At 36.0% G+C, this 26,725-nt stretch carries 28 protein-coding genes and 1 other annotated feature; of the genes, 11 read left to right on the top strand and 17 right to left on the bottom strand.

Translation table 11 applies throughout. The annotated features are described in order from the left end of the window. Nucleotides 1-120 precede the first annotated feature (120 nt). Both V6670_RS01615 and V6670_RS01610 read left to right on the top strand, forming a co-directional pair. A complete protein-coding gene (locus V6670_RS01615; protein WP_338652309.1) occupies nucleotides 121-543 on the top strand; it encodes an SRPBCC domain-containing protein in 423 nt (140 codons plus the stop codon). Next, on the top strand, nucleotides 543-818 hold the full coding sequence (locus V6670_RS01610; RefSeq protein WP_338652308.1) for a metalloregulator ArsR/SmtB family transcription factor: 276 nt from the start codon (nucleotides 543-545) through the stop codon (nucleotides 816-818). The genes V6670_RS01615 and V6670_RS01610 overlap by 1 nt, the downstream gene beginning before the upstream one ends. A gap of 84 nt (nucleotides 819-902) precedes the next feature. On the opposite strand, the gene V6670_RS01605 is transcribed toward V6670_RS01610, so the two are convergent. From V6670_RS01605 to V6670_RS01585, 5 genes are all read right to left on the bottom strand, one after another. Beyond that, the gene (locus V6670_RS01605) at nucleotides 903-1,682 is read right to left on the bottom strand and encodes a YqhG family protein (RefSeq protein WP_036117946.1); all 780 of its coding nucleotides are present in this window, start codon (nucleotides 1,680-1,682) and stop codon (nucleotides 903-905) included. A 17-nt stretch (nucleotides 1,683-1,699) separates the two neighbouring features. Further along, the gene (locus tag V6670_RS01600) at nucleotides 1,700-3,214 is read right to left on the bottom strand and encodes an SNF2-related protein (RefSeq protein ID WP_338654431.1); all 1,515 of its coding nucleotides are present in this window, start codon (nucleotides 3,212-3,214) and stop codon (nucleotides 1,700-1,702) included. Nucleotides 3,215-3,318: 104 nt separating this feature from the next. Beyond that, nucleotides 3,319-4,131 (bottom strand): AraC family transcriptional regulator, encoded by an 813-nt coding sequence (locus V6670_RS01595; protein WP_338652307.1) that lies wholly within the window; start codon nucleotides 4,129-4,131, stop codon nucleotides 3,319-3,321. 80 nt (nucleotides 4,132-4,211) lie between these two features. Further along, the gene (locus tag V6670_RS01590; RefSeq protein WP_338652306.1) at nucleotides 4,212-5,261 is read right to left on the bottom strand and encodes an NAD(P)/FAD-dependent oxidoreductase; all 1,050 of its coding nucleotides are present in this window, start codon (nucleotides 5,259-5,261) and stop codon (nucleotides 4,212-4,214) included. Between the two features lie 251 nt (nucleotides 5,262-5,512). Beyond that, a complete protein-coding gene (locus V6670_RS01585; protein WP_338652305.1) occupies nucleotides 5,513-6,514 on the bottom strand; it encodes an iron-siderophore ABC transporter substrate-binding protein in 1,002 nt (333 codons plus the stop codon). A 242-nt stretch (nucleotides 6,515-6,756) separates the two neighbouring features. Here V6670_RS01585 and V6670_RS01580 point away from each other — a divergent pair, with 242 nt between their 5' ends. The 4 genes from V6670_RS01580 (at nucleotide 6,757) to V6670_RS01565 (ending at nucleotide 10,002) form a co-directional block, all read left to right on the top strand. Next, nucleotides 6,757-7,344, top strand: coding sequence for a dienelactone hydrolase family protein (locus V6670_RS01580; RefSeq protein WP_338652304.1), 588 nt, complete (start codon nucleotides 6,757-6,759; stop codon nucleotides 7,342-7,344). 2 nt (nucleotides 7,345-7,346) lie between these two features. Further along, nucleotides 7,347-8,303 carry a LytTR family transcriptional regulator DNA-binding domain-containing protein gene (locus V6670_RS01575; protein WP_338652303.1) on the top strand — a complete coding sequence of 319 codons (957 nt, stop codon included), beginning with the start codon at nucleotides 7,347-7,349 and terminating at the stop codon, nucleotides 8,301-8,303. A gap of 146 nt (nucleotides 8,304-8,449) precedes the next feature. Then, a complete protein-coding gene (locus tag V6670_RS01570) occupies nucleotides 8,450-9,298 on the top strand; it encodes an ABC transporter ATP-binding protein (RefSeq protein ID WP_338652302.1) in 849 nt (282 codons plus the stop codon). A gap of 8 nt (nucleotides 9,299-9,306) precedes the next feature. Further along, on the top strand, nucleotides 9,307-10,002 hold the full coding sequence (locus V6670_RS01565; RefSeq protein ID WP_338652301.1) for an ABC transporter permease: 696 nt from the start codon (nucleotides 9,307-9,309) through the stop codon (nucleotides 10,000-10,002). Nucleotides 10,003-10,018: 16 nt separating this feature from the next. On the opposite strand, the gene V6670_RS01560 is transcribed toward V6670_RS01565, so the two are convergent. Together V6670_RS01560 and V6670_RS01555 are read right to left on the bottom strand one after the other, a co-directional pair. After that, entirely contained in the window at nucleotides 10,019-11,170 is a 1,152-nt protein-coding gene (locus tag V6670_RS01560; protein WP_338652300.1) for an ATP-grasp domain-containing protein, read from the bottom strand. 107 nt (nucleotides 11,171-11,277) lie between these two features. Beyond that, on the bottom strand, nucleotides 11,278-11,868 hold the full coding sequence (locus V6670_RS01555; protein ID WP_338652299.1) for a GNAT family protein: 591 nt from the start codon (nucleotides 11,866-11,868) through the stop codon (nucleotides 11,278-11,280). 96 nt (nucleotides 11,869-11,964) lie between these two features. Here V6670_RS01555 and V6670_RS01550 point away from each other — a divergent pair, with 96 nt between their 5' ends. After that, nucleotides 11,965-13,329 (top strand): PLP-dependent aminotransferase family protein, encoded by a 1,365-nt coding sequence (locus V6670_RS01550; protein WP_338652298.1) that lies wholly within the window; start codon nucleotides 11,965-11,967, stop codon nucleotides 13,327-13,329. 144 nt (nucleotides 13,330-13,473) lie between these two features. Beyond that, the gene (locus V6670_RS01545) at nucleotides 13,474-14,280 is read left to right on the top strand and encodes an EcsC family protein (RefSeq protein ID WP_338652297.1); all 807 of its coding nucleotides are present in this window, start codon (nucleotides 13,474-13,476) and stop codon (nucleotides 14,278-14,280) included. 49 nt (nucleotides 14,281-14,329) lie between these two features. Here V6670_RS01545 and V6670_RS01540 read toward each other — a convergent pair whose 3' ends face one another. Beyond that, complete coding sequence (locus tag V6670_RS01540) at nucleotides 14,330-15,298, bottom strand: zinc-binding dehydrogenase (RefSeq protein WP_338652296.1); 969 nt, start codon at nucleotides 15,296-15,298, stop codon at nucleotides 14,330-14,332. Nucleotides 15,299-15,616: 318 nt separating this feature from the next. Next, nucleotides 15,617-15,881 (top strand) — a binding site (T-box leader). 66 nt (nucleotides 15,882-15,947) lie between these two features. Between V6670_RS01540 and V6670_RS01535 the strand changes: the two genes are divergently transcribed. Next, on the top strand, nucleotides 15,948-17,180 hold the full coding sequence (locus V6670_RS01535; protein WP_338652295.1) for an MFS transporter: 1,233 nt from the start codon (nucleotides 15,948-15,950) through the stop codon (nucleotides 17,178-17,180). Nucleotides 17,181-17,219: 39 nt separating this feature from the next. Here V6670_RS01535 and V6670_RS01530 read toward each other — a convergent pair whose 3' ends face one another. Then, on the bottom strand, nucleotides 17,220-17,933 hold the full coding sequence (locus V6670_RS01530; protein ID WP_058843989.1) for an IclR family transcriptional regulator: 714 nt from the start codon (nucleotides 17,931-17,933) through the stop codon (nucleotides 17,220-17,222). A 240-nt stretch (nucleotides 17,934-18,173) separates the two neighbouring features. Between V6670_RS01530 and V6670_RS01525 the strand changes: the two genes are divergently transcribed. After that, the gene (locus V6670_RS01525) at nucleotides 18,174-19,835 is read left to right on the top strand and encodes a M20/M25/M40 family metallo-hydrolase (RefSeq protein ID WP_141905207.1); all 1,662 of its coding nucleotides are present in this window, start codon (nucleotides 18,174-18,176) and stop codon (nucleotides 19,833-19,835) included. A gap of 106 nt (nucleotides 19,836-19,941) precedes the next feature. On the opposite strand, the gene V6670_RS01520 is transcribed toward V6670_RS01525, so the two are convergent. The 5 genes from V6670_RS01520 to V6670_RS01500 all read right to left on the bottom strand — a co-directional run bounded on the left by V6670_RS01520 (nucleotide 19,942) and on the right by V6670_RS01500 (nucleotide 23,677). Continuing rightward, on the bottom strand, nucleotides 19,942-20,895 hold the full coding sequence (locus V6670_RS01520) for a methyl-accepting chemotaxis protein (RefSeq protein ID WP_141905208.1): 954 nt from the start codon (nucleotides 20,893-20,895) through the stop codon (nucleotides 19,942-19,944). Between the two features lie 133 nt (nucleotides 20,896-21,028). Then, nucleotides 21,029-22,213: an NAD(P)/FAD-dependent oxidoreductase gene (locus V6670_RS01515; protein ID WP_101966972.1), complete on the bottom strand. Its 1,185-nt coding sequence runs from the start codon at nucleotides 22,211-22,213 to the stop codon at nucleotides 21,029-21,031. 45 nt (nucleotides 22,214-22,258) lie between these two features. Then, nucleotides 22,259-22,687, bottom strand: a complete 429-nt coding sequence (locus V6670_RS01510) for a DUF1641 domain-containing protein (protein ID WP_036118008.1) — start codon at nucleotides 22,685-22,687, stop codon at nucleotides 22,259-22,261. A gap of 83 nt (nucleotides 22,688-22,770) precedes the next feature. Then, nucleotides 22,771-22,914: a hypothetical protein gene (locus V6670_RS01505; protein WP_175400799.1), complete on the bottom strand. Its 144-nt coding sequence runs from the start codon at nucleotides 22,912-22,914 to the stop codon at nucleotides 22,771-22,773. A gap of 94 nt (nucleotides 22,915-23,008) precedes the next feature. Then, the gene (locus V6670_RS01500; protein WP_338652294.1) at nucleotides 23,009-23,677 is read right to left on the bottom strand and encodes a Crp/Fnr family transcriptional regulator; all 669 of its coding nucleotides are present in this window, start codon (nucleotides 23,675-23,677) and stop codon (nucleotides 23,009-23,011) included. 101 nt (nucleotides 23,678-23,778) lie between these two features. Between V6670_RS01500 and V6670_RS01495 the strand changes: the two genes are divergently transcribed. Next, complete coding sequence (locus V6670_RS01495) at nucleotides 23,779-24,561, top strand: methyltransferase domain-containing protein (RefSeq protein WP_338652293.1); 783 nt, start codon at nucleotides 23,779-23,781, stop codon at nucleotides 24,559-24,561. Nucleotides 24,562-24,622: 61 nt separating this feature from the next. Here V6670_RS01495 and V6670_RS01490 read toward each other — a convergent pair whose 3' ends face one another. The 3 genes from V6670_RS01490 to V6670_RS01480 are packed head-to-tail and all read right to left on the bottom strand — an operon-like array spanning nucleotide 24,623 to nucleotide 26,719. Next, nucleotides 24,623-24,919, bottom strand: coding sequence for an AraC family ligand binding domain-containing protein (locus V6670_RS01490; RefSeq protein ID WP_089933118.1), 297 nt, complete (start codon nucleotides 24,917-24,919; stop codon nucleotides 24,623-24,625). Nucleotides 24,920-24,921: 2 nt separating this feature from the next. Beyond that, nucleotides 24,922-25,692, bottom strand: a complete 771-nt coding sequence (locus tag V6670_RS01485) for an ABC transporter permease subunit (RefSeq protein ID WP_141905212.1) — start codon at nucleotides 25,690-25,692, stop codon at nucleotides 24,922-24,924. Next, on the bottom strand, nucleotides 25,667-26,719 hold the full coding sequence (locus V6670_RS01480) for an ABC transporter substrate-binding protein (protein WP_338652292.1): 1,053 nt from the start codon (nucleotides 26,717-26,719) through the stop codon (nucleotides 25,667-25,669). Before V6670_RS01480 ends, V6670_RS01485 begins: the two co-directional genes overlap by 26 nt. Between the last annotated feature and the right edge of the window lie 6 nt (nucleotides 26,720-26,725).

Raw genomic sequence — 26,725 nt, 5'->3', positions numbered from 1 at the left:
ATATAACACCTTATGGTTGTATGTCACTCAATTCTGCAAACGCTTTTGGTTTGAGCAAGCTCGTACCATCTATGTAAAAGCCAAGTGTCATTTCATCAAACAATAAAGGAGTAACTATACATGACTGAAAAATTACAGGATATTGTCAAAATGATTACTTTAAATGCCCCTATTGAAAAAGTGTGGGAGACGGTTGCAACTGCTGAAAAAATTGCTTCATGGTTTATGCCAAATGATTTTCAACCAATCGAAGGACATGAATTCACTATTCAATCACCGTTTGGTCCTTCACCCTGTAAAGTAGAACGTGTCGATGCACCACATTTTTTACGTTTTGCCTGGGATCAAGATGGCTGGTTCGTCACTTTTGAGCTAAAAGAGGTTGGCGATCAAACAGAATTTACGTTAACGCATGGTGGCTGGAAGGAAGCTTCTCATATTATTCCTAAAGCGAATACTGCTGCTGAAGCTATTCGGACAAAAATGGATGACGGCTGGACAATACTTATTCAGCATAAATTAAAAGAGATTGCCGAATCCTAATGACTCAATCAGCCGTAAAATATGATGTTTTTCAAGCCATTGCTGATCCTACAAGAAGGAATATTTTACAGCTACTTGCCGCAAGTGATAGACCTATTTCCAATATTTCTGAGCACTTTGCTATTAGTCGAACTGCTGTCGTAAAGCATTTAAAAATATTAGAGCAAGCTGAGCTCATTTCTGCTGAAAAAAGGGGTCGAGAAAAAATCTATACTTTGCATAGTGAGCGTTTGAAGGAAATTGAAGATTGGCTTCAGTACTTTCATTTATTTTGAGACAATAAATTGGTGCAGCTTCAAAGAATGGTTGAAGATGATTAAAGCAAAAAAGAGCTGTCTTTATACCGGACAGCTCCACATTTAAAAGAGATAAAATACCCCCCCATTAATGATTTCAATTTTAATTTTAGATTCGTATTGCTCCTCTAATGCTTTGCGTTCAATTTCATAGCATTCAGGTTTATCCTCCACATCCTCATAAAAATAATCTAAGACTCGTTGATCTCGTTGCCAACGTTTCTGTGCTTCAATTGCCCATGAATGATCATCTTGTTCAATGATGGCTTCAACTGCTGCATGTAGTCGTTCCAGTGCTCGGAGTGGCTTAATAATATATTGCACATGAAATACATTATCTGCGGGCTCCATGTCGAATTCTGAGGTACAAATCGTTTCATGAAAATCTTCCTTTACCACACCTGTCAATAAATTGATACCAAATGAATAAAGCATTTCTTTTGTACGATCACAGCAATAAGAAACTTTAAAGTTAACACCTAACCAAGGTGTTAGGATGACCTGACCCATTGCACTATCCACCTTTTCAAACAGTTGAACATAGGCTCCTAATTCTTTTGTTGCTACAAATAGCTGATTTAAACGTGGTGAGCCGTAATGAATGGCCTCTCCAAATAAGTTACCAGCTATTGACGTTTGATTTGTTATGAAGGTTACTTGAGCTGGGTTTGGCTCACTATTAGTCGCTTCAATATACTGCCAATAAAATGGCCTATTCATAATCCTTTTATCAATATCCACCGTTAGTTGAACTGTTAAATAATGATCCTCTTCACCTAAAATAGCGCAGTCATTCTCGTTAAAAAATTCTTTTAAATAGTGATGGACTTGTTGCGGATACATGGTTGCCCCTCCTTACCTCATACAGATTCTTTAAAGTTTGTTAAAATGGCATCTAAATCGCCAACCACTTTCTCGAACACATCAATTTTTGTATGAAGTAACTCCAATATTTTTTCTTCAATGGTATTTTCAATCGCAAGATTATAAATATGGACGTCATGCTCCTGTCCCAAACGATGGACACGACCAATACGTTGCTCTAGCTTCATTGGATTCCATGGTAGATCATAGTTGATGACATGATGACAAAATTGAAGGTTGATTCCTTCGCCTCCTGCCTCAGTTGCGATGAGTACCTGTGCTCTCTCTTTAAAGAGATGCTTCATATAATCTCGTTTGCTTTTATTGAACTTCCCATTAAACAAGACACTCGTTATGCCATTAGTATGCAAATACCATTGTAAATAAACTTGAGTAGCCCGATACTCTGTAAAAATAATAACCTTGTCATCTGCTTGTTTTACGATTTCTAGCGTTTTCTCCGCCTTTGAATTTACTTCTAAGGCCATAAGCTTTGCTAAAATCGCTTCAAGTTCTTGTGGCTGCACATGATCATCTAGCATATTCGTTAGTGTTAATGCTGTGGCTTCCTTGCTACTACACATTTCCTTTTGTAAAGTAATTAATGAAAAGGAACCTGTATTTTCAAGGGCTCCAAGCAAATCGTAAACTTCCCTCTCTGCCTCTGTAAATGTAATCGGTACAATTTGAACACAGCGATTTGTCCATTCAATCCCTGTATCTTCTCGCCGATTTCTCACCATTACCTGATTGACCAATTCTTTTAAATAATCATCATGTTCTAAATGATGCTTACTAGCAGAGAAGGCTGATTGGAATGTATCGTAATTCCCTAAATGCCCTGGCTTTAATAAGGAAATTAAATAATACAGTTCGAACACATCGTTCTGAATAGGTGTGGCTGTTAATAATAAGCAAAACTTTTTCTTTAACCCTTGTACGAACTCATAAATTTGTGTTTTATTATTCTTTAATTTATGTGCCTCATCAATAATAATCATGTCGTAATCCTGCTCATAAATGCGCTCTTTATGGGGACTTTTTTTAGCCGTATCCATACTCATAATGAGGACATCGTAGCGCTCTATTGGACAATTTTTCTTATAGGCGATGGCCGGTATATGAAATTTTAAATTTAACTCTTCAATCCACTGATTAATGAGAGAAGCAGGTGCTAAAATTAATGCCCTTTTAACGAGGCCTCGAATAAGGTATTCTTTTAAAATTAAGCCCGCTTCAATCGTTTTACCAAGACCTACTTCATCGGCTAAAATCGCTTTTCCATTCATGCGCTCAATAACTGTTTCAGCCGCTTCTAACTGGTGTACTAATGGTTTTAAGTGAGGTAAATACTTAGTTGCTTGTAATCCCGTAAAATCAGGGATTAATTTCCTTTTCACAACATCATAGTTCATCTTATATAATGTCCAGCTCTGCCATTGTTCAAGATGATTTAATCGATTGCTAAAGCCTTCTTCCCACTCGGACGACCTTTCTATTTTCATGATCATCACCTCATGTCATTTTTTCTAGCTTAGGTTGTCCAAAAAAGGAAAAGATATGTTCTTTTTAGATGAAAAACACCTAATGAAAGTTATTTTTCACTAGGTGTTTGTTAGTTTATATGTTTACGAAATTGGCTAGGCGATAAACCTGTTATTTTTTTAAATACACGGCTAAAATAAAAGTAATCTGTATAACCCACTTTTTCCGCAATTTCTTTAACAGATAAATGAGAAGTTCTCAATAATACTTTAGATTTTTGAATACGCAAAACAGTAAGATAAACATTCGGGCTAACACCCATTTTTTTCTCAAATAGATAGGACAGTTTCCTTCTTTCCATTTTAAAATGATTCGCGATATCCATAACAGTCATATTCTTTGTATAGTTTTCTTGCATATACTCCGTAATTAACGTTATATTTTCTTTTTTATATTGATAATCCCTCATTTTAATGACTAAAATGATTTCTTCTAAAATATTTAAAAAAAGAGCTTTCGATTGAAGAAATGATAAATGACTACCCATGATATAATTTTGTATTAATTGCTGCAACAAATTCATCAATTTTAGCTGCTCTCCTACCTGTAAGGCAAAATGACGATTGTAGAGTGGAAACTTTGAATTTTCTCCGTCTGATAGTTGAAAATGAATGACAGCATACTCGAATTTCGTATCGCTTGTAATTGTTCGTTGGATAGATAAGTTTGGACCCGCATGGATAATCTGCCCTTTTTCTAGTCGGTAATTTTTTCCTTCAATTTTAACATCTGCAACTCCATTGATAGGAAATATTAAACCAGCTGCATTCGTCATCGTCTTGTAATTCGTAACGACCGTTTCGGAGGAAATCTTCTCCGTAATAACATCCAAAAATGTTAATGGAGCAGTTGTGTAGAACTCTATGATTTCTTGTGTATCCATTTTGAATGCTCTCCTTCACTTCATAGTATTAAGACAAAAAGAAAGGAACACCAACAATGCATCAGTGCTCCTAAAATCGATTATTTTAAACTTTCCTGTAGTAGCTTGCGATTACGTTGTTTGAAAATATCATTATGTGAGGAAACGATACCACCCTCAGAAGCATCAGGTTGAATATATTTCTTCGCACTATTTACTGCATGAAGTGCATCGTGGAAGGCAGCTGCAATTAAATGGATTTTACCATCATGGTGAAGAATATCACCTGCTGCATAAAGGCCAGGAATGGACGATTCACTATTAATCGAACCAGCTATAAAATAATCATTTTTACGGTCAATGGCTAACGGACTATTATCTAATAGCTCCTTATCACGTACATATCCATGACTGATGACCACTTCATCAATAGGAATCTCTGTTACAGTGCCTGTTTCATGATTAGTTAAAGAAATAGCTTTAATCATTCCTGCTTGATCGTCTGCAATCAGTTTCGTAATTTCAGAATTGAAATGGCATTCAATAGAACTATTTGTAAGCTCTGTAATTTGAGCCTCATGTGCAGACAATGTATCTTTTCGATATGTTAAATAGACTTTGGAAGCTACTTCCATTAACTCTAATGCCCAGTCTACAGCAGTGTTACCACCACCAGAAATAATAACTGCCTTATCCTTAAATTTTTCATAGGATTTAATTGTGTAATTTAAATTAGAAACTTCAAAGCGTTCAGCGCCTTCAATTTCAATTTTTTGAGGATTCAGGATACCTCCGCCAATAGCGACAATAACCGTTTTGGAATAATGAATATTTCCTGACTCCGCAGTGATCATAAAAATACCATCTTCATTTTTGGCAATGGACAACACTTTTTCATCTGTATAAATAGAAGGGTTAAACGTTAAGGCTTGCTCAACTAATTGCTTAATTAGTTGTCCCCCTGAAATAGGCGTTACACCCCCAACATCCCAAATCATTTTCTCTGGGTAAACATGAATTTTACCGCCTAGCTGTGGTTGTGATTCAATTAGCTTCGTTTTCATTTCTCGTAAACCACAGTAAAAACTAGAATATAGACCTGCGGGCCCACCACCAATGATTGTTACATCATACAATTCTTGTTCTAACAATACTTAACACACCTTTCAATTTGTCATTACCTATCTCAACAATTGGACTAACATTGCATGACAGCCCTACTGTGTATTTCTAATTGTATAAACTGCTTTGAACTTCCTCCTTAATTCCATTATACGATAATGATAATCATTATCAAATAAAATTATTACAAAACATGATAATAATACATATTCTGTCACCATTTTTTAATATTCTTAAAGAAATAGTATGCACTAGGCATACTATTTCATTTTAATCATATTTATTTATCTTTTAACAAATCTACTACTATATCAATTCCATACATAGTTGCAATTGGTGCATCCTGTGCAAATAAAGAACGATCGACTATATAAATATTTTTATTTTTAACTGCATTGATGTTCTTCCATACCGCGCTTTCTTCATAGGATTTTAAAAATTCCTCTTCACTCATGGTAATTCCACTTTTATCAAGGAAAATAAATAGATGATCTGGGTTTAAGACTGACATCCCCTCCATACTTACTTCCTTTGTCATATCTTCTGGGTAATTTTGTGGAACTTTAATTCCTAAACCATGTTCAGGATTCGTTGGCGCAATATTTTTCCCATATATCCAAAACCCTTCTTTCGTATTTACGGATGTAAAGACTACAGTTTCTCCTTTGGCTGTAAAATTCTTCAAAGCTTCTCGGCCGTCTGTGATTTTTTTGCTTACTTCTTCTAGCAGCGCCCTTCCTTGTTCCTCTTTCCCCAATACCTTTGAAATTTCTGTTATAGCTAACTCTTGATCAGTAGACATCGCTCTTTGATTTAAATATACAACAGGTGCTATTGCTGACAATTGGTCATATAGCTGATCATGAACACCTGAAGCAGCCAAAATTAAATCTGGTTTTAGTTCTAGTATTTTTTCAAGACTTGGGCTTCTAACATCCCCAATATCAGTAAATGTTTGTTCTTCCACAAAAGATTGATAGGCTTCCCATAAATTAAACATAGTATCAGCATTTGCTATACCTATTGGCTTGGTATCTAATGCTAATAGAACATCTGGGTATAATACATGCATCAAAGAAATAACACGTTTCGGCTCTTTCTCAATTATTACTTCCTTCCCTAAAGCGTCTGTATATGTTAGAGGATAAATGGACGGTTCTTCCTTCATTTCCTCTTTTTCTTTTTGGGTTTGATTCGCTACCTTCTCTTTGGCATTATTACATGCTACTAGCAAGACTGATAGTAACAAAGTGAACAGCACCATTATCCACGGCTTCTTCATTGTATGTCCTCCTTTAATTTTCTAGCAAAATAATGAGAATCATTATCAAAAAGATGATAGCAAATTCAATTTTTTGAGTACATATAATACTCGATGAACAAATTTGTGTTTTTTTATCCATAAACGTCAGAATGTCCAGCTTTGTACTTTTTGAAGGAGGTTATCACTGTTCATTTTAACGTTAAATATACGTTATACTTACTTTTTGATACACTATTGGAAAAAGATAATAGAGGGCAATAATGAGGAGAAAAATTTTTATATTACATGAAATATATGGAGTTAATCATTTTATAAAAGAACAAGTCCAAACATATAGTGATGAAAACACTTCCGTTTCCTGCATTTCGCTCTATTCTGATGGTCTATCCTTTTCATATGAGCAAGAAAAGCAAGCATATGAATTTTACATGCAGACAGTTGGCTTCGATGCCCCTCTAGAGTTACTTTCTCAAAAAATACTGGAGGCAGCTCAAAATTATAATGAAGTGGTATTAATTGGTTATAGCGTAGGTGCAACTTTGGCTTGGCGATTAGCCACACTCCCCCTACACCGCGTCATTTGTGTGTATGGTTCACGTATCCGTCAATACCTCGATATCCTACCAGCATGTCCAACTTTGGTCGTTTTACCTAGCTATGAAAGTAGTTTTGATGTGCAAATATTAAAGAATGCACTTGGTCGCATACCGAATGTTCAGACCAAACAATATCAGGGTTTACATGGTTTTATGGACGCCTCTAACTCTAATTATTGCCAAAGGATCTACTTGCAGGCACACAATGACATCCGAAGCTTTTTACAAGCTAGAAAATTTCAGGAGGAATAAACATGGAACAAAATATTGATATTCAGGTTGAACCCTATATTGAAGCAGGCAATGTTATTTATCCGAGCTTTCAGCTTTCTTTACAACCTGGCACTATTATCGGCATCTATACAGATATTTCAAAAATACATACATTAATGCAATGGTTTATGAATCGACATGATACATATACTCATTTTCGTGAAAGTGCATTATATGAGCGACTTACTGCTCGTGAATATATCCAGTTTTTATTGAAACTTTTTAACTGTCCAACGAACGAAACGGAGAATCTATTAAAGCTCTTTAGCCTTACTGAACAAAAAAACACTAGAATTAGTCGGTTTTCTCATAGTGAAAAACAGCGATTAAAGTTATTGAATACGTATCTCCATCAAGCACCTATTCAAATTTTAGAAGAGCCCTTTCAAAATATAGATGAATTTTCAAAACAAAATATCCAACAATTATTAAATAGTCAAATAAAACAGCAAAAAACTATTATTTTATTATCGACCAATCTAGAAGATTTAATGATTATGAGTACAGCTATACATAGATTAGACGGAGCTGGCTTGCATGCGTTAGATGTAAAAGAGGATGAAATAGAACAATCACCTCAGCAAATTGAATCTGCACCAATTCGCATTGATAAAATCCCAACAAAGAAAAATGATAAGATTATTTTATTCAATCCACCCGAAATTGATTATATTGAAAGTGTTGAAGGTGATGTTTCTATCTATGTGGCTGGAGAAGCATATCCATGTACTTTATCGCTCAATGAGCTAGAGCAAAAATTGACACCATTCGGCTTTTTTAGAAGCCATCGTTCTTATATTGTGAATCTGCAAAAGGTTCGTGAAATCATTACATGGACACGTAACAGCTATAGTCTAGCACTCAACAGCACTGAAAAGGTCGTTGTTCCACTGTCGAAAAATAAATTGGCAGATTTAAAGGAAATACTCGGAATTTAGTAGATTTCCCAGGAAATAAACGACTCCTGTCACCCTCAATATTGTTTCTCTGAGGATCATTTTTCTGCCTTTCACCCGATTTATACTGTGTACCTTTTGTTTGTTGCTTATAGTGTAGTCATCAACAACAAACAGGAGGTTTACACATGAACACAGTGATTGATGTGCAGCACTTGAAAAAAACATTTAATAAAGAAACAGCATTGCAAGATGTTTCTTTTACAATTCAGAAGGGGGAAATATTCGGCTTTCTTGGTCCAAGTGGCTCTGGTAAAACAACTACTATTAAAATATTAACCGCCCAAACAGATAAGTCGGCTGGTAATGTCCTATTATTTGGGCAACCAGCATCTGAAATGAAGCAAAGTCAAAATCGTAAACGTTTTGGTATTTTAACAGATAATAGTGGTTTGTATACAAGATTATCTATCGAAGAAAATTTATTATTTTATAGTAACTTATATCAGCTATCCCACTCTGCTGTAAAAGAGGCTTTAGACTTTGTAAACTTATATGCGGAACGTAAAAAGAAAATCAGTCAGCTTTCAAAAGGAATGATTCAACGTGTTACCCTTGCTCGTGCTATTATGCATAAGCCTGAATTATTATTTTTAGATGAGCCTACTTCTGCTTTAGACCCTGTCAATACACAGCATATTTATAATGGCTTACGAAAATTAAATGATATGGGGACAACTATTTTTTTAACCACTCATGATATGAGCGAAGCAGAGATACTTTGTGACCGTGTAGCCTTCCTTCATAAGGGAAAAATTCGAGCAATAGGTGCACCAAAGGAATTAAAACAGGAATTTGGCTCTGATTCTATTACAGTTGAACTCAAAAATGGCATGCAAGAGATTATACAAAACGGTGCACAAGATGCAGAGAAGCTTTATCAATGGATGCATTCCAACGAAGTTACAAGAATTAATACAAATGAGCCGACATTGGGTGATATTTTTATGCAAATAACAGGGAGTGATTTAGTATGAATTTTTCAATGACACGTATTCAAGCTATATTGGTGAAGGATTATAAGGAATTTTCACGTAACTATGCTGTATCAACGATGGTGCTTTTGCCACTAATTATGGCTTATTTTTTTAATCAATCCGGTGCCAATACTATTAATACGTATTTTCTATCAATCAACATGGCCTTTGCTGTAGTGACAACATATGTCCAATGTTGCTTAATTGCAGAGGAAAAAGAAAAAAACACGCTTCGCAGTCTCATGCTATCTCCAGCATCACTTGGTGATATTTTAATTGGTAAAAGCTTGTTTGTTTTAATGCTTACAATTATAGCTGAAGCTGTGACTATTATTCTAGCGGGCTATGAACCTGCTAATTTTTTCATCATAGTAATTGCATTATTACTGTCAGCTGTGTTTTATATTGCACTAGGTACAATATGTGGTTTATTTGCTAAATCCATTATGGAGGCATCCTTTATTGTGTTACCTGTAATGTTTATATTCTCTTTCGGTCCTCTTGCCCTAGCTTTATCTTCTGTCAACCCAATCTTAAAAATAGCAGAATGGTTGCCTAGCTCACAATTGTTACTTTTAGCAGAGGCAATAGAAGGTACGTATTCCATGCCAGATGTGATCATTCCTATGTTGGCAATCATTGTATGGACACTTGTTTCTTGGTTTTTCGCAGCAGTTATCTATAAAAAAAGAATGGTCGATTAATGACCATTCTTTTTTACTATAATAATTCCTTCTCTAGCTTTTCAATCTCATCTAGAGTTTCAGCGTACCATATGCCGATAAATCTAGAGGCAACGGGCTCATCAAAGTAATCCCCATCATAGAAAGATAAAGGAAATAATGCTTCCTGTTCTATACATTGCTTAATTGTTTGAAAGAAGTGATCATTCTGTTGTGGATCTTGTGCAGCATAGGAAGCAAATTTATTAATGGGCTTTCCTAAAGCATGATGAAACATCAGCATAGAGGTAGAACCATTCTGACGGAAATTTAAGTCGATGGCTTGGACATCACCAGCCTCTGTCACAATTAAATCAAAGCCTGCCACACCAACAAAACCTTCCTCCACACCACGCTTCATTATATGTTTTCCTGCCTCAATTACTTTTTCAGGTACTTTATCTACCATGATATTTCCTTCATAAATACCGTTGCCATCTGTAATTTGCTGTGAAGCTCCTAAGTATTGAATACCTAGCTCCTCACAATAAATAAATTGGCAGCTATAATTGTCCTTTGTTTGTAAAAGTTCCTCAATAATGATACTTTCAGTGCCAGTCATTCGAAATTGCCGTATACCTTCTGTCAGCTCTTCTTTATTATGGCAAATGATGACACCATATCCTCCCGATGTTGGGGAATCATCTCCAGGCTTTAGTACAACAGGTGGCTGCCAATTTTTTATGGCATCAGAGAGTCTATAGGTTTCTACATTTAAACGACTTGGAATGAATTTACTATCAATTAAATGATCGATATATGCTTTTGTATTCAGCTCATTAAACTTTTCGGCATCCATCCAATAGCATTGACGATCCATATGCTCTAAGTCATGTATATACTGACAAACAATTGTCTTCCCTTCCTCACACCAAGATTGGATCTGTGCCAGATATTCTTCCTGTGTGTCATAGCTATACGGCTGTTCCATCCAAGGTAACCCTGCTAATTGATGAAGCTCCTGGGCTTTTTCTGTTTGTGTGGCTCGGTGTACTAATACGGGGATATCAGCAATAGCTACTTCTCTAGAGGTTAAAGCATCCAGCTTATGAGGATCGTCCATCATCCACGGATTATCACTATACGGCGTTCTTGGCGTATATACAGCATTATCACCATAAATTTGTCTTAAAGTATATTTTGGTTTCAAGTAGATTACCCTCTTTCAAGTTTTAAGTACTCTACCCTTCCCATTACTTTTTGACACTTTTTATAAGAAAAAGCGGTTTTCTAGATTAAAAAAAATCCATTTTATTCCTAATTATAACCAAATTGCACTAATAGCTCTTCTAAATGTTTTTTCACCTTTGACCATTCTTCAATCGTGATACTATACATCACAGTATGCCGCGTTGTTCCATCCTTGCGAATCATATGATTACGCAATATTCCTTCCTTTGTGGCACCTATACGCTCAATGGCCTTTTGAGAACGAATATTTTCATGATCCGTTTTTATTTGAACTCGCTGTAAATGAAGCTGTTCAAAACAATATTGCAGTAATAAATATTTACAATTCGTATTTATAGCTGTACGCCAGTATGCAGGAGTCAGCCATGTATTGCCTATTTCTAGTCGCTGATGCTTATCATCAATATCCATAAACCTAGTTGAACCTATAATATCTCCTGATTTTTTATCCACAATTACAAACGGGAATTCTGTTTTTCCGCTTCTTGTTATTAATGCGTTTTCCACAAAGTTATTCACATCCTCCTTTTTCTTGATTGTTGTGGACATATGTGACCAAATTTCTGGATAACGCCCAGCCTCTATTATTCCCGGTAAATCGTTTAACTCTAAAGGCTTTAGTTTAACCACATCATTTTCTAATGCAATAAATTCCATTACACCTCACTCCTTTTTTACTTATTTAACGATAAAACTGATATGATAGATATAACCAATTACTAAAAAATCGACCATACCAAAGGAGGCATTTTTGTGGAGCTTTCCATTTCATTTACAGGGAATTCAGCGAAATATATACAAATCTACGAAGAAATAAAACACGCTATTATAACGAAAAAAATACACGCACATACGCAACTGCCTTCTAAACGAGCTCTTGCTCAAACATTGGATGTGAGCGTGCACACCATCAAGGAAGCATACGAACAATTACTTGCGGAAGGCTATATTTATAGCAAAGAAAGATCTGGTTGTTATATCGCTCCCTTTGAATTTGATTGGCTACAGCAAGAACAGCCACCTGTTTTTACTCCTAGTATCAGTAACGCAAATGACATTCAATTCGACTTTACGAATGGACATGTGGATAACGAAGCTTTTCCTTATGCTGTTTGGCACAAGCTAATTAAAAAGCATTTTAATAGCAACAACTTATCAACAAGCCCCTGGGAAGGAGAGGCAACTTTACGCACAGAGATTGCTCGCTATGTAGAACGTTCGCGTGGGGTTGTTTGTGCTGCATCACAAGTGTTTGTCTATAGTAGTACACAAAGCCAGCTTCAAGCTCTCTGTCATTTTCTTGGTGGCACGACTCGCGTTGGCTTAGAGGAACCAGGGTTTAAACGAGTACGTGCCGTTTTACAGCAATGTGGATTATCTACAGAGGCGATTCCTGTGGATAATTCAGGGGTTACACTTCCTCCAACAACAATTCACATGTTATACACAACACCAGCTCATCAATTTCCCTTAGGCATGATTATGACGATGGAAAGAAGAGCCGCATTGTTACAATGGGCTAACTCGAACGAGGCTCTTATTATAGAAGATGATTATGATTCTGAATATCGTTATAAAGGGCTACCAATCCCTTCTTTAGCAAAAATGGATCAGCTTCAACGAGTCATCTATTTCGGAACATTCTCAAAAACATTGCTTCCATCATTACGTATTAGTTATATGATTCTACCAAAATCCCTAGTCATACCGTTTATGACTTTTCATCAAGATCAAAAATCAGTTGTCTCCAAAGTAGACCAGCTTGTTTTAGCAGATTTTCTTGCACAAGGGCAATTCGATAAGCATTTGGCAAAAATGCGGACGATTTATCGTAAAAAACAGCAGGCATTACTGGCTGCCATCTCTACACATTTTTCAAATGAATTTCAAGTAATCGGTGAAAAATCTGGGCTCCATATTGTCATAAAGCTACCTCCATATCTTGCCGAAAATAGAGCAATTCAGCTAGCTCAAGAGGTAGGAATTCAAGTCTATCCATGCTCTACCTCCTATCAAAATGGTATGATTGACGCGAAGGTCATTATTGGCTATGGTGGACTGACACTTCAACAAATTAATGACGGCATTGCACTCCTTGCTTCTGTTTGGCAATCATGATGAATTCAATAGTTTGTCTAAATCTTCATTGAATAGAGCGAAACCTTATAAAATTTTTTTCGTATATCCATTACGACTCGCTGAAAATAAACATTGGCTGAATCAAGTTCAAATGATATGGACAAATAAGGGGATTAGAAAATAATGGATAAACGTGAGCAATTAGAACAGTATTTGCAAGAGATTCAATTGTGGGAGAAGGATCAAAAGGATTTATGGTTTTGGGAGAAATTAGGGAGAATACCTTTTAAGATATTAGATAAAATGACGCCTTCCTTTATTCAAAATAAAATGGCTTTATTAGTTGATGAATTAGGCAATTATATTCAATCGGGCGGGAAATATTTAATTAATGAACAAGCCATACTTCAAAAAATCCGCAACCATTCTTCTACACAGCATATTTTGACGATTGCTGATATTGGGCAAATTCCTTTAGAGGACATGATTGCTCTCAGTGATAAATTACAAAATGAACGTGTAAAATTTGCTACGGTACAAGGGGCCTCTACTGGCTTCGGAGGCATTTTTACTTTAGCTATTGATATTCCAGTTATTTTAGGAACTGCTTTAAAAACATTACAGGAAATAGCGATGATTCATGGCTATGATCCGAATGATAAGATGGAGCGTGTTTTCATAGTGAAATGTCTACAATTTACTTCTGCTGATATTGTCGGTAAAGAAGCCATTTTACAGGAGCTTTCAACTATGAATAGCTCGAAAAAGGCTTCTGATAATATGATTTCACAGCTCCAAGGATGGCAGGAAGTATTTTACACCTATCGAGATCAGCTTGGCTGGAAAAAGCTGTTTCAAATGATTCCTATTGCTGGAATGGTCTTTGGAGCCTATGCCAATAAAGGAATGATTCAGGATGTCGCTGAAACGGGCATGATGCTTTACCGAAAAAGACGTATATATGAAAAACTAAATGAATTAGAACATTAATAAAAATGGAAAGATGGCACTATTATTGACGTGTCATCTTTTTGTATTTTTATATTTTAATAAGAATTTTCCCTTGATGCTGGCGGCTTTCCATCAATTCATGTGCCTTTTTCATTTCTTCTAAGGCAAAAATTTTAGCAATGGGGACCTGAAAGCTATCTTCTTTTATTAAAGAAAAAATAGCCTGTGCAACCTGCTGCAACATTTCTGGCTTTGAAGCTCTAGTCGTGCCTAAGCTGAAGCCTTTTATAGTACGGCAGCTACTATGTAAATCTGATGTTTTAATATTGCCTGCTCTGCCTCCACTATTGCCGAATTGAACAAGAGTGCCATAAGGCGCTAAACAATTCAAACTTTCCTCTGTTATAGCACCTGCTATCGAATCAAACACAATATCAACACCACGCCTCTCCGTTAGTTCATGAACTTGCGTACTGAATTGATCATATGTGAGAACATGATCTGCACCAAGCTGATACACAATTGGCGCTTTCTCTAAATTACTCACAGTCCCAATAATCTGCTTTGCCCCTAGCTTTTTTGCCATTTGGATAAGCATTGTCCCTACTCCACCGGAAGCAGCATGTATCAAGACGGCATCATGCTGACCAATAGCTGCTATTTGATGTGTTAGCATATACGCCAAAAATGAAACCGTCGGTACAGCTGCTACCTTGTCAATTGGTACATCACTAGGAATTTTAAAAACCAGCTGTTCCTTAGCTACAACAAATTCTGCATAAGCTCCATTTTTAGGGAATGCGATGACTTGGTCGCCCCTTTGAAAGTTACTGTTATCATCGAAAACCTCTTCTACAACACCTGCAACATCTAAGCCAAGAATCATTGGAAAATTGGCTTTAGCTTTATTACCTGTGCGGTTTTTAATATCTGCATAGTTCACACTCGTATAAGTTGTGCGTATGAGGACTTCGCCTTTAGTCAAAGTAGGCTCTGAACAGTCTATATAGTTTAAAACCTCTGCCGCACCAAACTCATGGATCACAATAGCTTTCATTCATTTCTCCCTCCTTGTTAAGGAAAATTATATACTAAATTTAGAATGGATGGATAATCTTCCTGACAATGGACTGGAGCAATAATGCTAGTCTAAAACAACAAGCGGTTTTGCCAATTAGGACGATTAAAAAAGGCTCGCTATTCACAGAAAAAAATAACACAACTGTCGACATTGGATCTTACCGTTTTGGAGAATCTCGACCACTCACTTGAAGTTGCGTCAAATGTTGCTTTACCATATAGAATCGTCAGTAAAATAATTGACGAAATTTTCAAATCACTCTTTACCAAAATTATGTACATATGCTACACTAGCAAAAATACATTGAAGAGAAGAGTAAATAAGGCTGTTCTTCCCAGAGAGCTCGGGTCGCTGAAAACGAGCAAGAACGAATTATTGAAACAAGTCTCGGAGTAGCGCATTGGACTTCTATTTGAATGATGGTGCGACGGGAACTCCCGTTATAGAGTTACAGTATAAACATAAGTAATTATGTCGTACTGAAAAGGCTATTATGGTGACATAGTAGTGAACTAGGGTGGCACCACGTGAGTATAAATTCCACAATCTCGTCCCTAAGACTAATCGTCTTGGGGGTGGGATTTTTTATTTTGCAGATCATGACTTTGCTTAAGGAGGAATTGATATGAAGAAATATTTAGAGAACTGGCGTTATCCTGCCATCCTATTATGTAGTATTGGTGTTTCCAGTATTGGCGAATGGATTTATTTTATCGCCTTAAATCTTATTGTATTAAATCTTACAAAATCAGCTCTTGCTGTCTCTGGCTTGTATATTGTAAGAGCAATCTCATCTTTGCTCACTAATTTTTGGGCAGGAAGCCTTATCGATCGTTATAATAAGAAACATTTAATGATTATTTTAAATCTTGTGCAATCTATACTAATTGTTATACTTCCCCTCTTCTATAGCTTAGCGTGGATGTATACGCTAGTTTTTATCATTACAGCAGCTAGCTCTATGTATCATCCAACCTCGATGACCTACATCACTAAACTAATACCTATAGCACAAAGGAAACGTTTTAACTCATTACGTAGCTTGCTGGACTCAGGAGCTTTTCTAACTGGACCAGCAATTGCCGGCTTTCTATTTACACTAGGAACAGCCAATATGGCTATATACTTAAATGCCTTTGCTTTATTTTTATCAGCCTGTATAACGTTCAACATGCCGAGTGTTGAAGCCTTTAAACGACTAAAGTTTGATAATGCTATAGAAAAAAAATCCCTTTACCAAGTACTATTTCATGATTGGCAAATGGTCATACGCTTTAGCTTAAAAAATATATATGTAATGAGCGTCTATTTATTGTTTAGTGCTACCATCGTCTTGATGACAGCGACTGATTCTTTAGAGGCTGCCTTTGCAACTCAAATACTTGCTTTATCAGAGGGACAATATGGAATTTTAGTTAGTATTGCTGGAATAGGTGTATTAATTGGCTCATTCATCAATTCAGCGGTTGTTGAAAAAGTGTCCACTGCATGGTTGATTGGTATGGGATCTCTTCTAACAGCATTAGGCTATTTGGTGTTTACTTCATCCTTCACTTTTCTTATTGCTGCTCTAGGCTGCTTTCTATTATCATTTGCGACTGCCTTTGCAAATACAGGATTCTATACCTTTTATCAAAATAATATCCCATCTGAGAGCATGGGGCGAATAGGCAGTATTTATGGATTTTTGGACGCATTTTTCATCATTCTCTTAACAGCCATTTTTGGCATTACAGCTGAACTAATCACAATACGATTTGTGGTCGTGAGTGCCTCCTTTGTTATGATCATTGTCGCTACTATTTTATTGTTTTTGAATATACAATCCTCTAAGTCCCATTACTATGAATATGACTAAAGAACATAAAAATAGGTCTTTTCCTTAAATAGGAAAGACCTATTTTATATGCCCGAGTTCTTGTGAGAGGAGGTAAGCTGTTTTGGTTACTTCTTTCACAATACCCTCTAATTTTTCATCATCTGTATCATATTCAAAGCATTCTGCACTGATAGCTGCAATTGGTTTCTCATCCAAATCAAAAACAGGCGCTGCAACAGAAACGGTTCCCTTTGTTTTTTCACCGTAGCTAATAGAGTAGCCCATCTCTTTAATTTGTTGAAGTTGCTCCATCACTTCATAATTCTCTGAAAAAGTAGCTTGGATTTCTTTGCTTGAAAAGGCTAGTAGCACTTTATTGGCAGCCCCGATTGGATAAGGAATTTTTTCACCAATCATATCTATGATTCGGACGTTTTTTGGGCTATCTACTCTATCAATAATGATTGAGCTAAATTGTTTGGGAATATTTAAATATGTAGTTTCACGAACATTATTTGCAAGCTCTTCTAATAATGGATGTGCTTTTTCTCGAATATTTGTATGATGGTACATTTTCATTCCTAGTTGTAACCAAGTATACCCTAAACGAAATTCCTTTTTTTCCTCATTTCTTTCTACTAAATCGAAAGTTTCTAATGTATACAATAGACGATAAATCGTACTACTCGGTAAATCTGTTTCATTGTAGATATCTTGCACAGAATAGAATTTCTTCGGTTGTTTAGCTAGTACATTAATAATCAACATTGCTCTTTCAATAGATTGAATCATCACTACTCCTCCTTTTATTCATTTTAACGAATTTTTACTCATTTAAATAGACTTCCTAGCGAATAAATTAATAATAAATAACAGAATTTTATAAAAATTAAAATTGACTACTAAGCGTTTTTCTTATATGATATTTTCATATTCCACTATACGGATTAATTTTCATATATTGAAAACAATTGAACTGAAATGGTTGCTAATTTGAATGATATGTAGTCGAACAAAAAAGGAGCAATATACATGTGCCAACAACTAAGTCAATTACCACTTGCAACACATATCGAAGAGCTTACAAAAGAATTAGTCAATATTAATAGCATTAATGGTACACATGGTGAGGGGAAAATCATTGAGTTCATCTATGAAAAAATGCAAGCATTCCCTTATTACCAAGAAAACCCTACATTTCTTTGGACGACAAATGTGAAGCATGATCCGATCGGACGCAAAAATCTCTTTGCTTTCGTAAAAAGTCCTAATGAAACAAAGAAAACAATTATTTATCACGCCCATTTGGATACGGTCGATATAGAGGATTATGGTCATCTAAAGGAGTTTGCTTTTTCCCCTCACAAGCTTGAGGAGTTCTTTGGAAAATATGAAGGAAACGCTGAAGTACAAAAGGATGCTCAAAGTGGCGATTGGATGTTTGGACGTGGGGCTGTGGATATGAAAAGTGGTGCCGCTGTCCATGTGGCGAATATTCAGTATTTCACACAGCATCTTGAAGAATTAGATGGAAACCTACTTCTAATTTTAAATGGTGGTGAAGAGTCAGAGCATAATGGGATTATTGATGCATTAGATGAACTTAGTCATTTAAAAATAGCACATGGGTTGGATTTTCTAATGGCAATCAATACCGATTTTACAACACCATTATACGGGGATGATCCACATCGTTATATTTATACAGGCGTTGCTGGTAAGCTTCTTCCCGCATTCTATATCTACGGACGTGAGGTACATGTGGGTGATACATTAAGTGGTATCGACCCGAATTATATAGCAGCTAAAATTACTGAACGCATTCATAATAACTTAGCATTGACTGAGCAAATTACAGGTGAAACGATACTCCCACCTACTTGCTTATATCAGCGTGACACAAAGGAATCCTACACAGTTCAAACAGCATCTACAAGCCAAATTTATTTTAACTATTTTTTATATGAAGAATCTCCATCTCATGTCGTCAGTAAACTAAAAGCTGTTACACAGCAGGCATGTACTGAAGCAGAACAATACTTACAACTTCAATATGAAAAATATAGTGAATGGTCCAATGTCCCAAAACGCTCTTTGTCCTGGCATATTGAGGTGGTGACGTATGATGAACTGATTTCATACTTGAATGAAAAAGGTGTTCAAACTGAGGCTATTCTTGCAGAGGTAATGAAAAAGAATGAAGGAAAGGAATTACGCCAACAGTCATTTGCTCTTGTGGATGCCCTACAAAAGGCCGATCCAGAACATCAACCTCGTGTTGTCCTATTTTTTGCACCACCATTCTTACCACATAATTATTTAAAGGAAAATGTGGTAAGAGATCAAGTATTGAAACAAACTATTGAGCATATTGTCAAAGAGGTTGCTATGGAAACAGGTGAGCTATTCCAAGTTAAACGCTTCTTCCCTTACTTAGCTGATGGTAGTTTCTTATCTATTCATGCGACAGAGGAAGAACTACAAGAATTGCTTCATAATTTTCCAGAATGGAATACCCTTTATCCCCTACCCTTTGACAAAATAAAAGCACTAAATATCCCTTCCGTTACAATGGGGGTATATGGGAAAGATGGCCACAAATGGACTGAGAGAGTTTACAAACCTTACTCCTTTGGCGTTTTACCAAAACTCATACAGAAAACAACTAAAGCAATATTCCAATCAAACCATTAATCTAATCAAACCATTAATCTAATCAAACCATTAATCTAATCAAACCATTAATCTAATCAAAACACCCTTCGATTCGTTAGGAATCGAAGGGTGTTCTTTTATGTATCTACATATTATTCGGGAAGCATTTCACTTTATCTACAGCCTCTAGTAATTTTTTGGTTACTATTTCCGATTCATCAATATGTTCTGTTAAAACTTTATTCGTTTCATCAAATAGCGCTGTTGTTGTTTGGAATTTACTCATAACATCCTCAGTCGATATTTTTTGACTATCAATATATTGTAGCAATTCCTTCACTTCACCCTGCACATTCATAATGATTTGGAGTAAAGCATTGATTTGCTCAGAAGTATCTGTACTTTTTTGTAGCCCCTCTGTTACTAGCTGCATATTATTTTTATTATCTTCATAGGCTTCGGAGATTTGTTCCTCTATTTTTTTCGTAAGGTTCACAATATCTTCTGTGCTTGACTTTGTATTTTCTGCTAATTTACGTACTTCTTCTGCAACAACTGAAAACCCTTTGCCATGTTCGCCAGCCCGTGCGGCTTCAATTGAGGCATTCAAAGCAAGTAAATTAGTTTGGTTGGAAATCTCACTAATCACTTTGACAATATCCGTAATTTGCTTTGATCGTTCACTTAAATGATTCATGCTATTTGTTGTTTTTCTTGATTGTTCACCTAGCTCATCAATAACATGCTGCACTTCCTTAACCGCTTGTTTGCTATCAATCGATAAAGAAACCATTTTATCTGATGAGACAATTAAAGAACTACCTTTTTCAAGTGCATGTCCAGATATGGTATTTGATTGTATTGTACTATCTTCTACTCTATTAAATTCTTTTAATATTTCAGTAACCATCTCTCCTAAAATGATATGCTGGTTATTGACTATATCATGTTGTCCAATCGTTGAAATTAGTTCTTTATGTAGTTCATTGAGGAAAATCTGAAATTCATGATCCTTCTTATCTAGCTTTGCATTCAGTTCATCAATTTTAGCCTTAAATTGCTCTATATCTTCTTTTTTTGATTGAAACATTGTTAACATAGCCTATCACCCCAGAAAGTAGATTATTGAATATGTATTTAGTTTACTGGATTTAAAGTGATTAATATACATTTTTAGAAAAAAACACTCACTTCTATCAGTGTAATCCCGATAAAAGTGAGTGTTTTATTTATTAATAAGCTAAACCGAATAAAGCTTTAATATGTGTTAAATAACGAATATTTGAAGCTTCTTTCATTAATGTTGCAGGAAGACCTTTAAGCTCTGTGTTGCTTGCGCCAATTGTAGCGACAGCATCTTTACGACCTAAGCTTGCAAGTGTACCTGAGTTTACTGCTGAGAATGATTTCATCTCTTGGTTTCTGTATTGTGCAAATACATTATAACCAGCGCATTCACCCATTTGCCATGCAACTTGTGCAGTTGGAGCGTATAATGGACGGCCTCCATCAGCAGGTAGAGCTACTGATGCATCACCAATAACAAATACATCTTCGTGAGAAGTAGATTGTAAGAATTCATTAATTGTTGCTTTACCACGATCAGCTGCTAGACCTGATTCACCTACGATTGGTAGTGGAGCTACCCCACCTGTCCATACAAGTGTGTTTGCAACGATTGGTTCACGATCTTTTAATGAAATAACATTGCCGTCAACACCCGTTACAGGCGTACCTGTAATAAATTCTACACCGCGTTTTGTTAAGCTTTCTGTAGCGCGTTGGATCAGTGTATCTGGAAGTACTGGTAAGATTTTTGGACCAGCTTCAACAAGTTTAATTTTAAGGTCAGCAAAGTTAACACCGTGTTTTGCAGCGATTTTCGGGAAGTTGTCCACAATTTCACCAACAAGCTCAACGCCTGTTAAACCGCCACCGCCAATAACGATTGTTGCATCTGCTTCATCTTTAGATTGTGCGTATGCTTTAATGCGGTCTTCGATATGCTTGTTAATTTTGTTAGCATCATTTACTGATTTAAGGACCATAGAGTTTTCTTCTAATCCTGGGATACCGAAGAATCCAGTTTGGCTACCTAAAGATACTACAAGCGTATCGTAAGTTAATGTATAGCCATTATCTAAATCAACTTTTTTATTATCTACATTGAATTTTGATACTTTTGCAATGTGTAAGTCGATATCTAAACCTTTAAAGATTTTTTTAAGTGGTAATGCAACAGCACCTTCTGCAATTGTACCACCTGCTAAACGGTGAAGCTCAGTGATAATTTGGTGTGTTGGGAATTGGTTTACTACAGTAATTTTAGCTTCATCAGCTGATAGATACTTACGTGCTGTTAATGCAGTTAAAACGCCAGCGTAACCTGCACCTAAGATGACGATTTCTTTTGACATGATTAATTAATCCTCCGTCCTTACGAATTGAATTTACCTTTAGTCTTATTTAGCTTTGCGTTCTGAGCTTACTTGTAAGAAAGCATTAACAAAACGGAAAACATTTTGAACTTGAGGGTCTTTTAACATTTTCACAAGACCGAATAAACCAATTACTTCTTGGCTTTCAGATGCACGGTCTTTCGCTTCAATTGCAGTTGCTGCAAGGTTTTTCGCAGAGCCTACTACAGGACCAGCCATTTCTGTTACTGCTCCAACAGTATCATTTTTAAGCACTTCGTCTGTTGCAACAGCTTGAGCAAACTCGTATGATTTCGTTAATAATGTCATCATTTCAGTTAACTTTGGTAATTGCTCAACTAAAGTTGTAAGTGATTCTTGAACTTCAGGCTTTAATAATTGATCTAGTACATCTAATTGCTCTTTACTCACAGTTACTTGTTCAGCCTGTGTTTGGTTATTCGTTTCTGACATTTTGAACTCTCCTTTGCCATCACTAGTACTATTTTTTATTGCTTACATGTAAAAAAGACCATTAAGGTAAAACTTAACAGTCGTTACAGCGTATATCTTACACAATCACCAGTCACAAGGGCTGGATAGCGATTCGTATGACTTGTTATTACAATGTTTACTTTAAATCGCAAAAAGCGCATCATAATACCATCCTTATCTTGTCTTGGTGACATTACAACCTTCATTATAAGACTGTTTGTACATTATTTCAATGAGCTATATCACAATTTCGACAATATTTTCAAAACTCATTGATTTTATCAACTATTAACTGTCTTACTATAATAAATTTTCCAAAGCATCATAATTTTTTATGATAATTCTTTTTCCTGTCATCTCTATATAACCTTCCTTTTGAAATGCAGATAAACGACGGCTTAATGTCTCTCTTGTAGTATTCAATAAAGAGGCTAAATCTTTTTTTGTAAGTGTCAATAAAAATGTATCGCTTCCTGCTGTAGCGGCAGATTTTAAAATAAAGGCAGCCAGTCTTTCACTTACCTCTTTAGAAACAGCTTCACTCAATTGATTTTCTGTCTCCTCTAATCGTGAGGAAAGCTGGGCAAGCATATGAAACAGCGTAACAGGCGTACCTGCTAAGATCTTCATCAGTTCCTCACCATCAAGGGAGCAAATTTCAGTTTTTTCTAGTGCCTCTACTGTCGATTTTTGCGGCTCATTATTAAACAATGTAACATCCCCAAAAAATTCTCCTGCTTCCAAAACTCTCATAACGTACTCCCGACCGTCTGTAGAAATATGAAATACTTTTGCACGCCCATACCTTACGATAAATAATTTTTTCTTCCGATCACCTGCGAGTAAAATAATTTCTCCCTTATCAAAATGATGATGTGTAATAATGTGTGAGATTTCTTCCATTTCATGTGCTTTTAGATGTTGAAATATTGGTACCTTTGAAAAACAGTATTGTTTTTGACAGTTCATTTATCTACCTCCAAATTTGACATATATCACAGTAATTAATGTTATATTACCTTTATAATAGTGAGAATAATAATCATTTTCAATAAAAGGAGGATACATAAATGACTAAACAAACCCTAAACTACGAAAAAATGCCTGGTCATTGGCTCTTAGCGAGCTTAGGAAAAACGGTACTTCGCCCTGGTGGCATTCAAATGACATGTCAAATGCTTCAACATTTAGCCATTAAAGAACAGGACTACGTAGTAGAATTTGCACCTGGACTTGGCACTACTGCAAAAATGACATTAGCAAAAAATCCAACCTACATAGCCGTTGAACGTGATGAGGAAGCTGCAAAAAAGGTAAGAGAATATTTAAATGGGGATAATCAACGCTGTATCATTGGTAGTGCTGAGCAAACTGGTTTACCAGATGCATGGGCTACTGTTGTCTACGGTGAAGCCATGTTGACCATGCAATCAACTAAACAAAAAAATGCCATTATTAGCGAGGCAAAAAGACTATTAAAGCCTGGTGGTATCTATGCCATACATGAGATGTGCTTAACACCATCTACTATTACTAGCACTCAACGTGAAGAGATTCGTAAAGATTTAGTCCAAGCTATAAAGGTCAATGCCCTACCATTAACAGTAGAGGAATGGGAAGATGCTTTAAAGCAACAGGGTTTTACTATAGAACATGTAGAAACGGCCCCTATGCATCTCCTCTACCCGAAACGCTTAATTGAAGATGAAGGCTTATTCGGCGTTCTAAAAATCATCAAAAATGTAGTAATAAATTCGAAAGCTCGTAAGCGCGTACTTTTCATGCGTAAAACGTTTATGAAGCATAATCAAAACCTACAAGGCATCTCTATCATTGCGCGTCTAGCTCAATAACATCACTTAAAGTTCAGCTAAAAATGAAGCATAGAAAAAGCTCCATTCTCTAGGAGCTTTTTTATTTCAATTTAATCACAATCAAGCGAACATCTGTAATAGCTTCTAAGCTGTGCTTCTCAGATGGGTTTAAGGCTAAGATGGTATCCTGTGTTAAAATTTCTTCCATCCCTTCAATAATAAAGCGAACTTCCCCAAATTGAACAATAATTAAAACTTCATTGTCTGTATGATGCTCAGGAATTTTTTCACCTGCTCGCAATTGAATGTTTAAAACATCTGCACCCTCAATACTGCCCAATTTACCAATATGCTTTTTCTTCTCTTTTAGCATTGCTTGAACTTGTATAATTGTCATTGTTATTCCTCCCTATTCCATGTCATCATTTTTGCTTTTAATGGGTTTAAAATAAAACTATCGATTGCTAAAATTATTAGTACACTTATCAACGTCCAAGCGAATACTTTATCCGTATTAATATTGATGCGTGCCATCGTTAAAGCCGCTCCAATACCACTATTCGTTCCTAATAGTTCAGCCATAATGGTCATTCTTACTGCACCTCCTGCTGCCAACGAACAGGCTGTAAAAAATGGCACCATCAGACTTGGTAATATGATGAAACGTAACTTTTGCCATGTTGATTTTTGATAGACGGTCGCCATTTGTAAGAGTTGAATATCTATTTGTCGATAACCATTAGCAATATTAATATAAAATGTTGGAAACACTAAAATACTTACGACAAATATTGGTATGATTGAATTAGTACCAAACCATACCATTGCAACTACGACTAAAATAATAGGTGGAATACCTAATAAAAATGCAATAACTGGGCGGAACATTTCATAAATAACTGCAAATCTACCCGCCAATAAACCCGATAAAATTGCCAAAAACATACCGATTGATAAACCTACTACCATACGAACCATTGTTAAATAAAGTTGATGAAGCAACTCACCACTTACTATAAGTTGCCATAGTGCTGTTAGTGTTTCATATGGAGAAGGTATTAAAATGCTCGGGAAATTTAAAGATAATAGTGTCCAAATGAGCACGATGCCACTGCAAGTGCTCATTTGAATAATCAAGCTTTTTTTACGGTTCATAATAGAAATCATCATCCGGTAATTGCCCACCAATAATATCTGGCGATAGTGAAGCTAGTTGTTCAAAGAAAAACTCAAGCTCTTCCTTGGCTTCTTGCGCCGTGACAAATTCGATATTTAAATAAGGTAATAATCCTGCAATAAAGGTTGGATCAAGCCCTTCTTGATACGATGCCAATAGCTCACCAGCAGCTTCAGGATTATCTTTTAAAAATTGAATAGATTCCTCTATTTTTGCTTGTAGCAATGCTACAGTTTTTGGGTGCTCTTGAATTAATGCCTTATCCACAACAAGGCCAGCTTGAGGAATACGCGGTGCCTTTCCTGTTGCTGCTGCCCATTCCTCTTGTAGACTCATTGATTTTTGTAGGGCAATTCCCTCTTTTTTCGCCTTGGCAATAACAAGGGAAGCAGTATGCTCTGGTAATACAGCATATTGTGCTTTGCCAGCCGCTAATAATTGGACAACCTCCTGAGGAGTTGCTGTATATTCCACCGTTAAATCTTTCTCTATATCTAGCCCGTTTTTCTGTAATAAATACTGAAATACTAATGCTGGCATATCTCCCTTAAATGGTACATGGACCGTTTTACCTTTTAAATCCTCCCATGATATTGCTTCACCCTCTGGTCCAATAAAATATAAAATACCCCAAATTAATGTATTTACCAATTGAATGTCTACACCTTTATTGTAAAGGTTGGCACCTACATATGTTGGCACAGCAGACACTTGCACCTGACCTCCACTGATACGTGCACGTAATTCATCAGGAGTATTCCAAGTTAGAAACTCAACATCCTCTGCACCTTCTAGTAACGATTTATCATCAATCATTTTATAGAGTGGTGCAGCAATCGAAATACCTGCCGGTGCCTGAATAGTCATTTTTTCAACCTTTGATACACTTGGTTGTTCAGGAGTAGCTTGTACACTTTTCTCTGGTTCTTGATCTTGCTTTGCTTTTTCTGTATTGCCACAAGCCGTTAAGACAACTGTAAGACATACTATTAAAAGACTTACTATAGTCCATTTTTTCATAGCATA

The organism is Lysinibacillus sp. Y5S-8 (genome assembly GCF_036894365.1).
Classification (GTDB): domain Bacteria; phylum Bacillota; class Bacilli; order Bacillales_A; family Planococcaceae; genus Lysinibacillus; species Lysinibacillus fusiformis_D.
The sequence above is the reverse complement of the archived record's forward strand: the minus strand, read 5'-3'. Positions and strand labels throughout refer to the sequence as shown.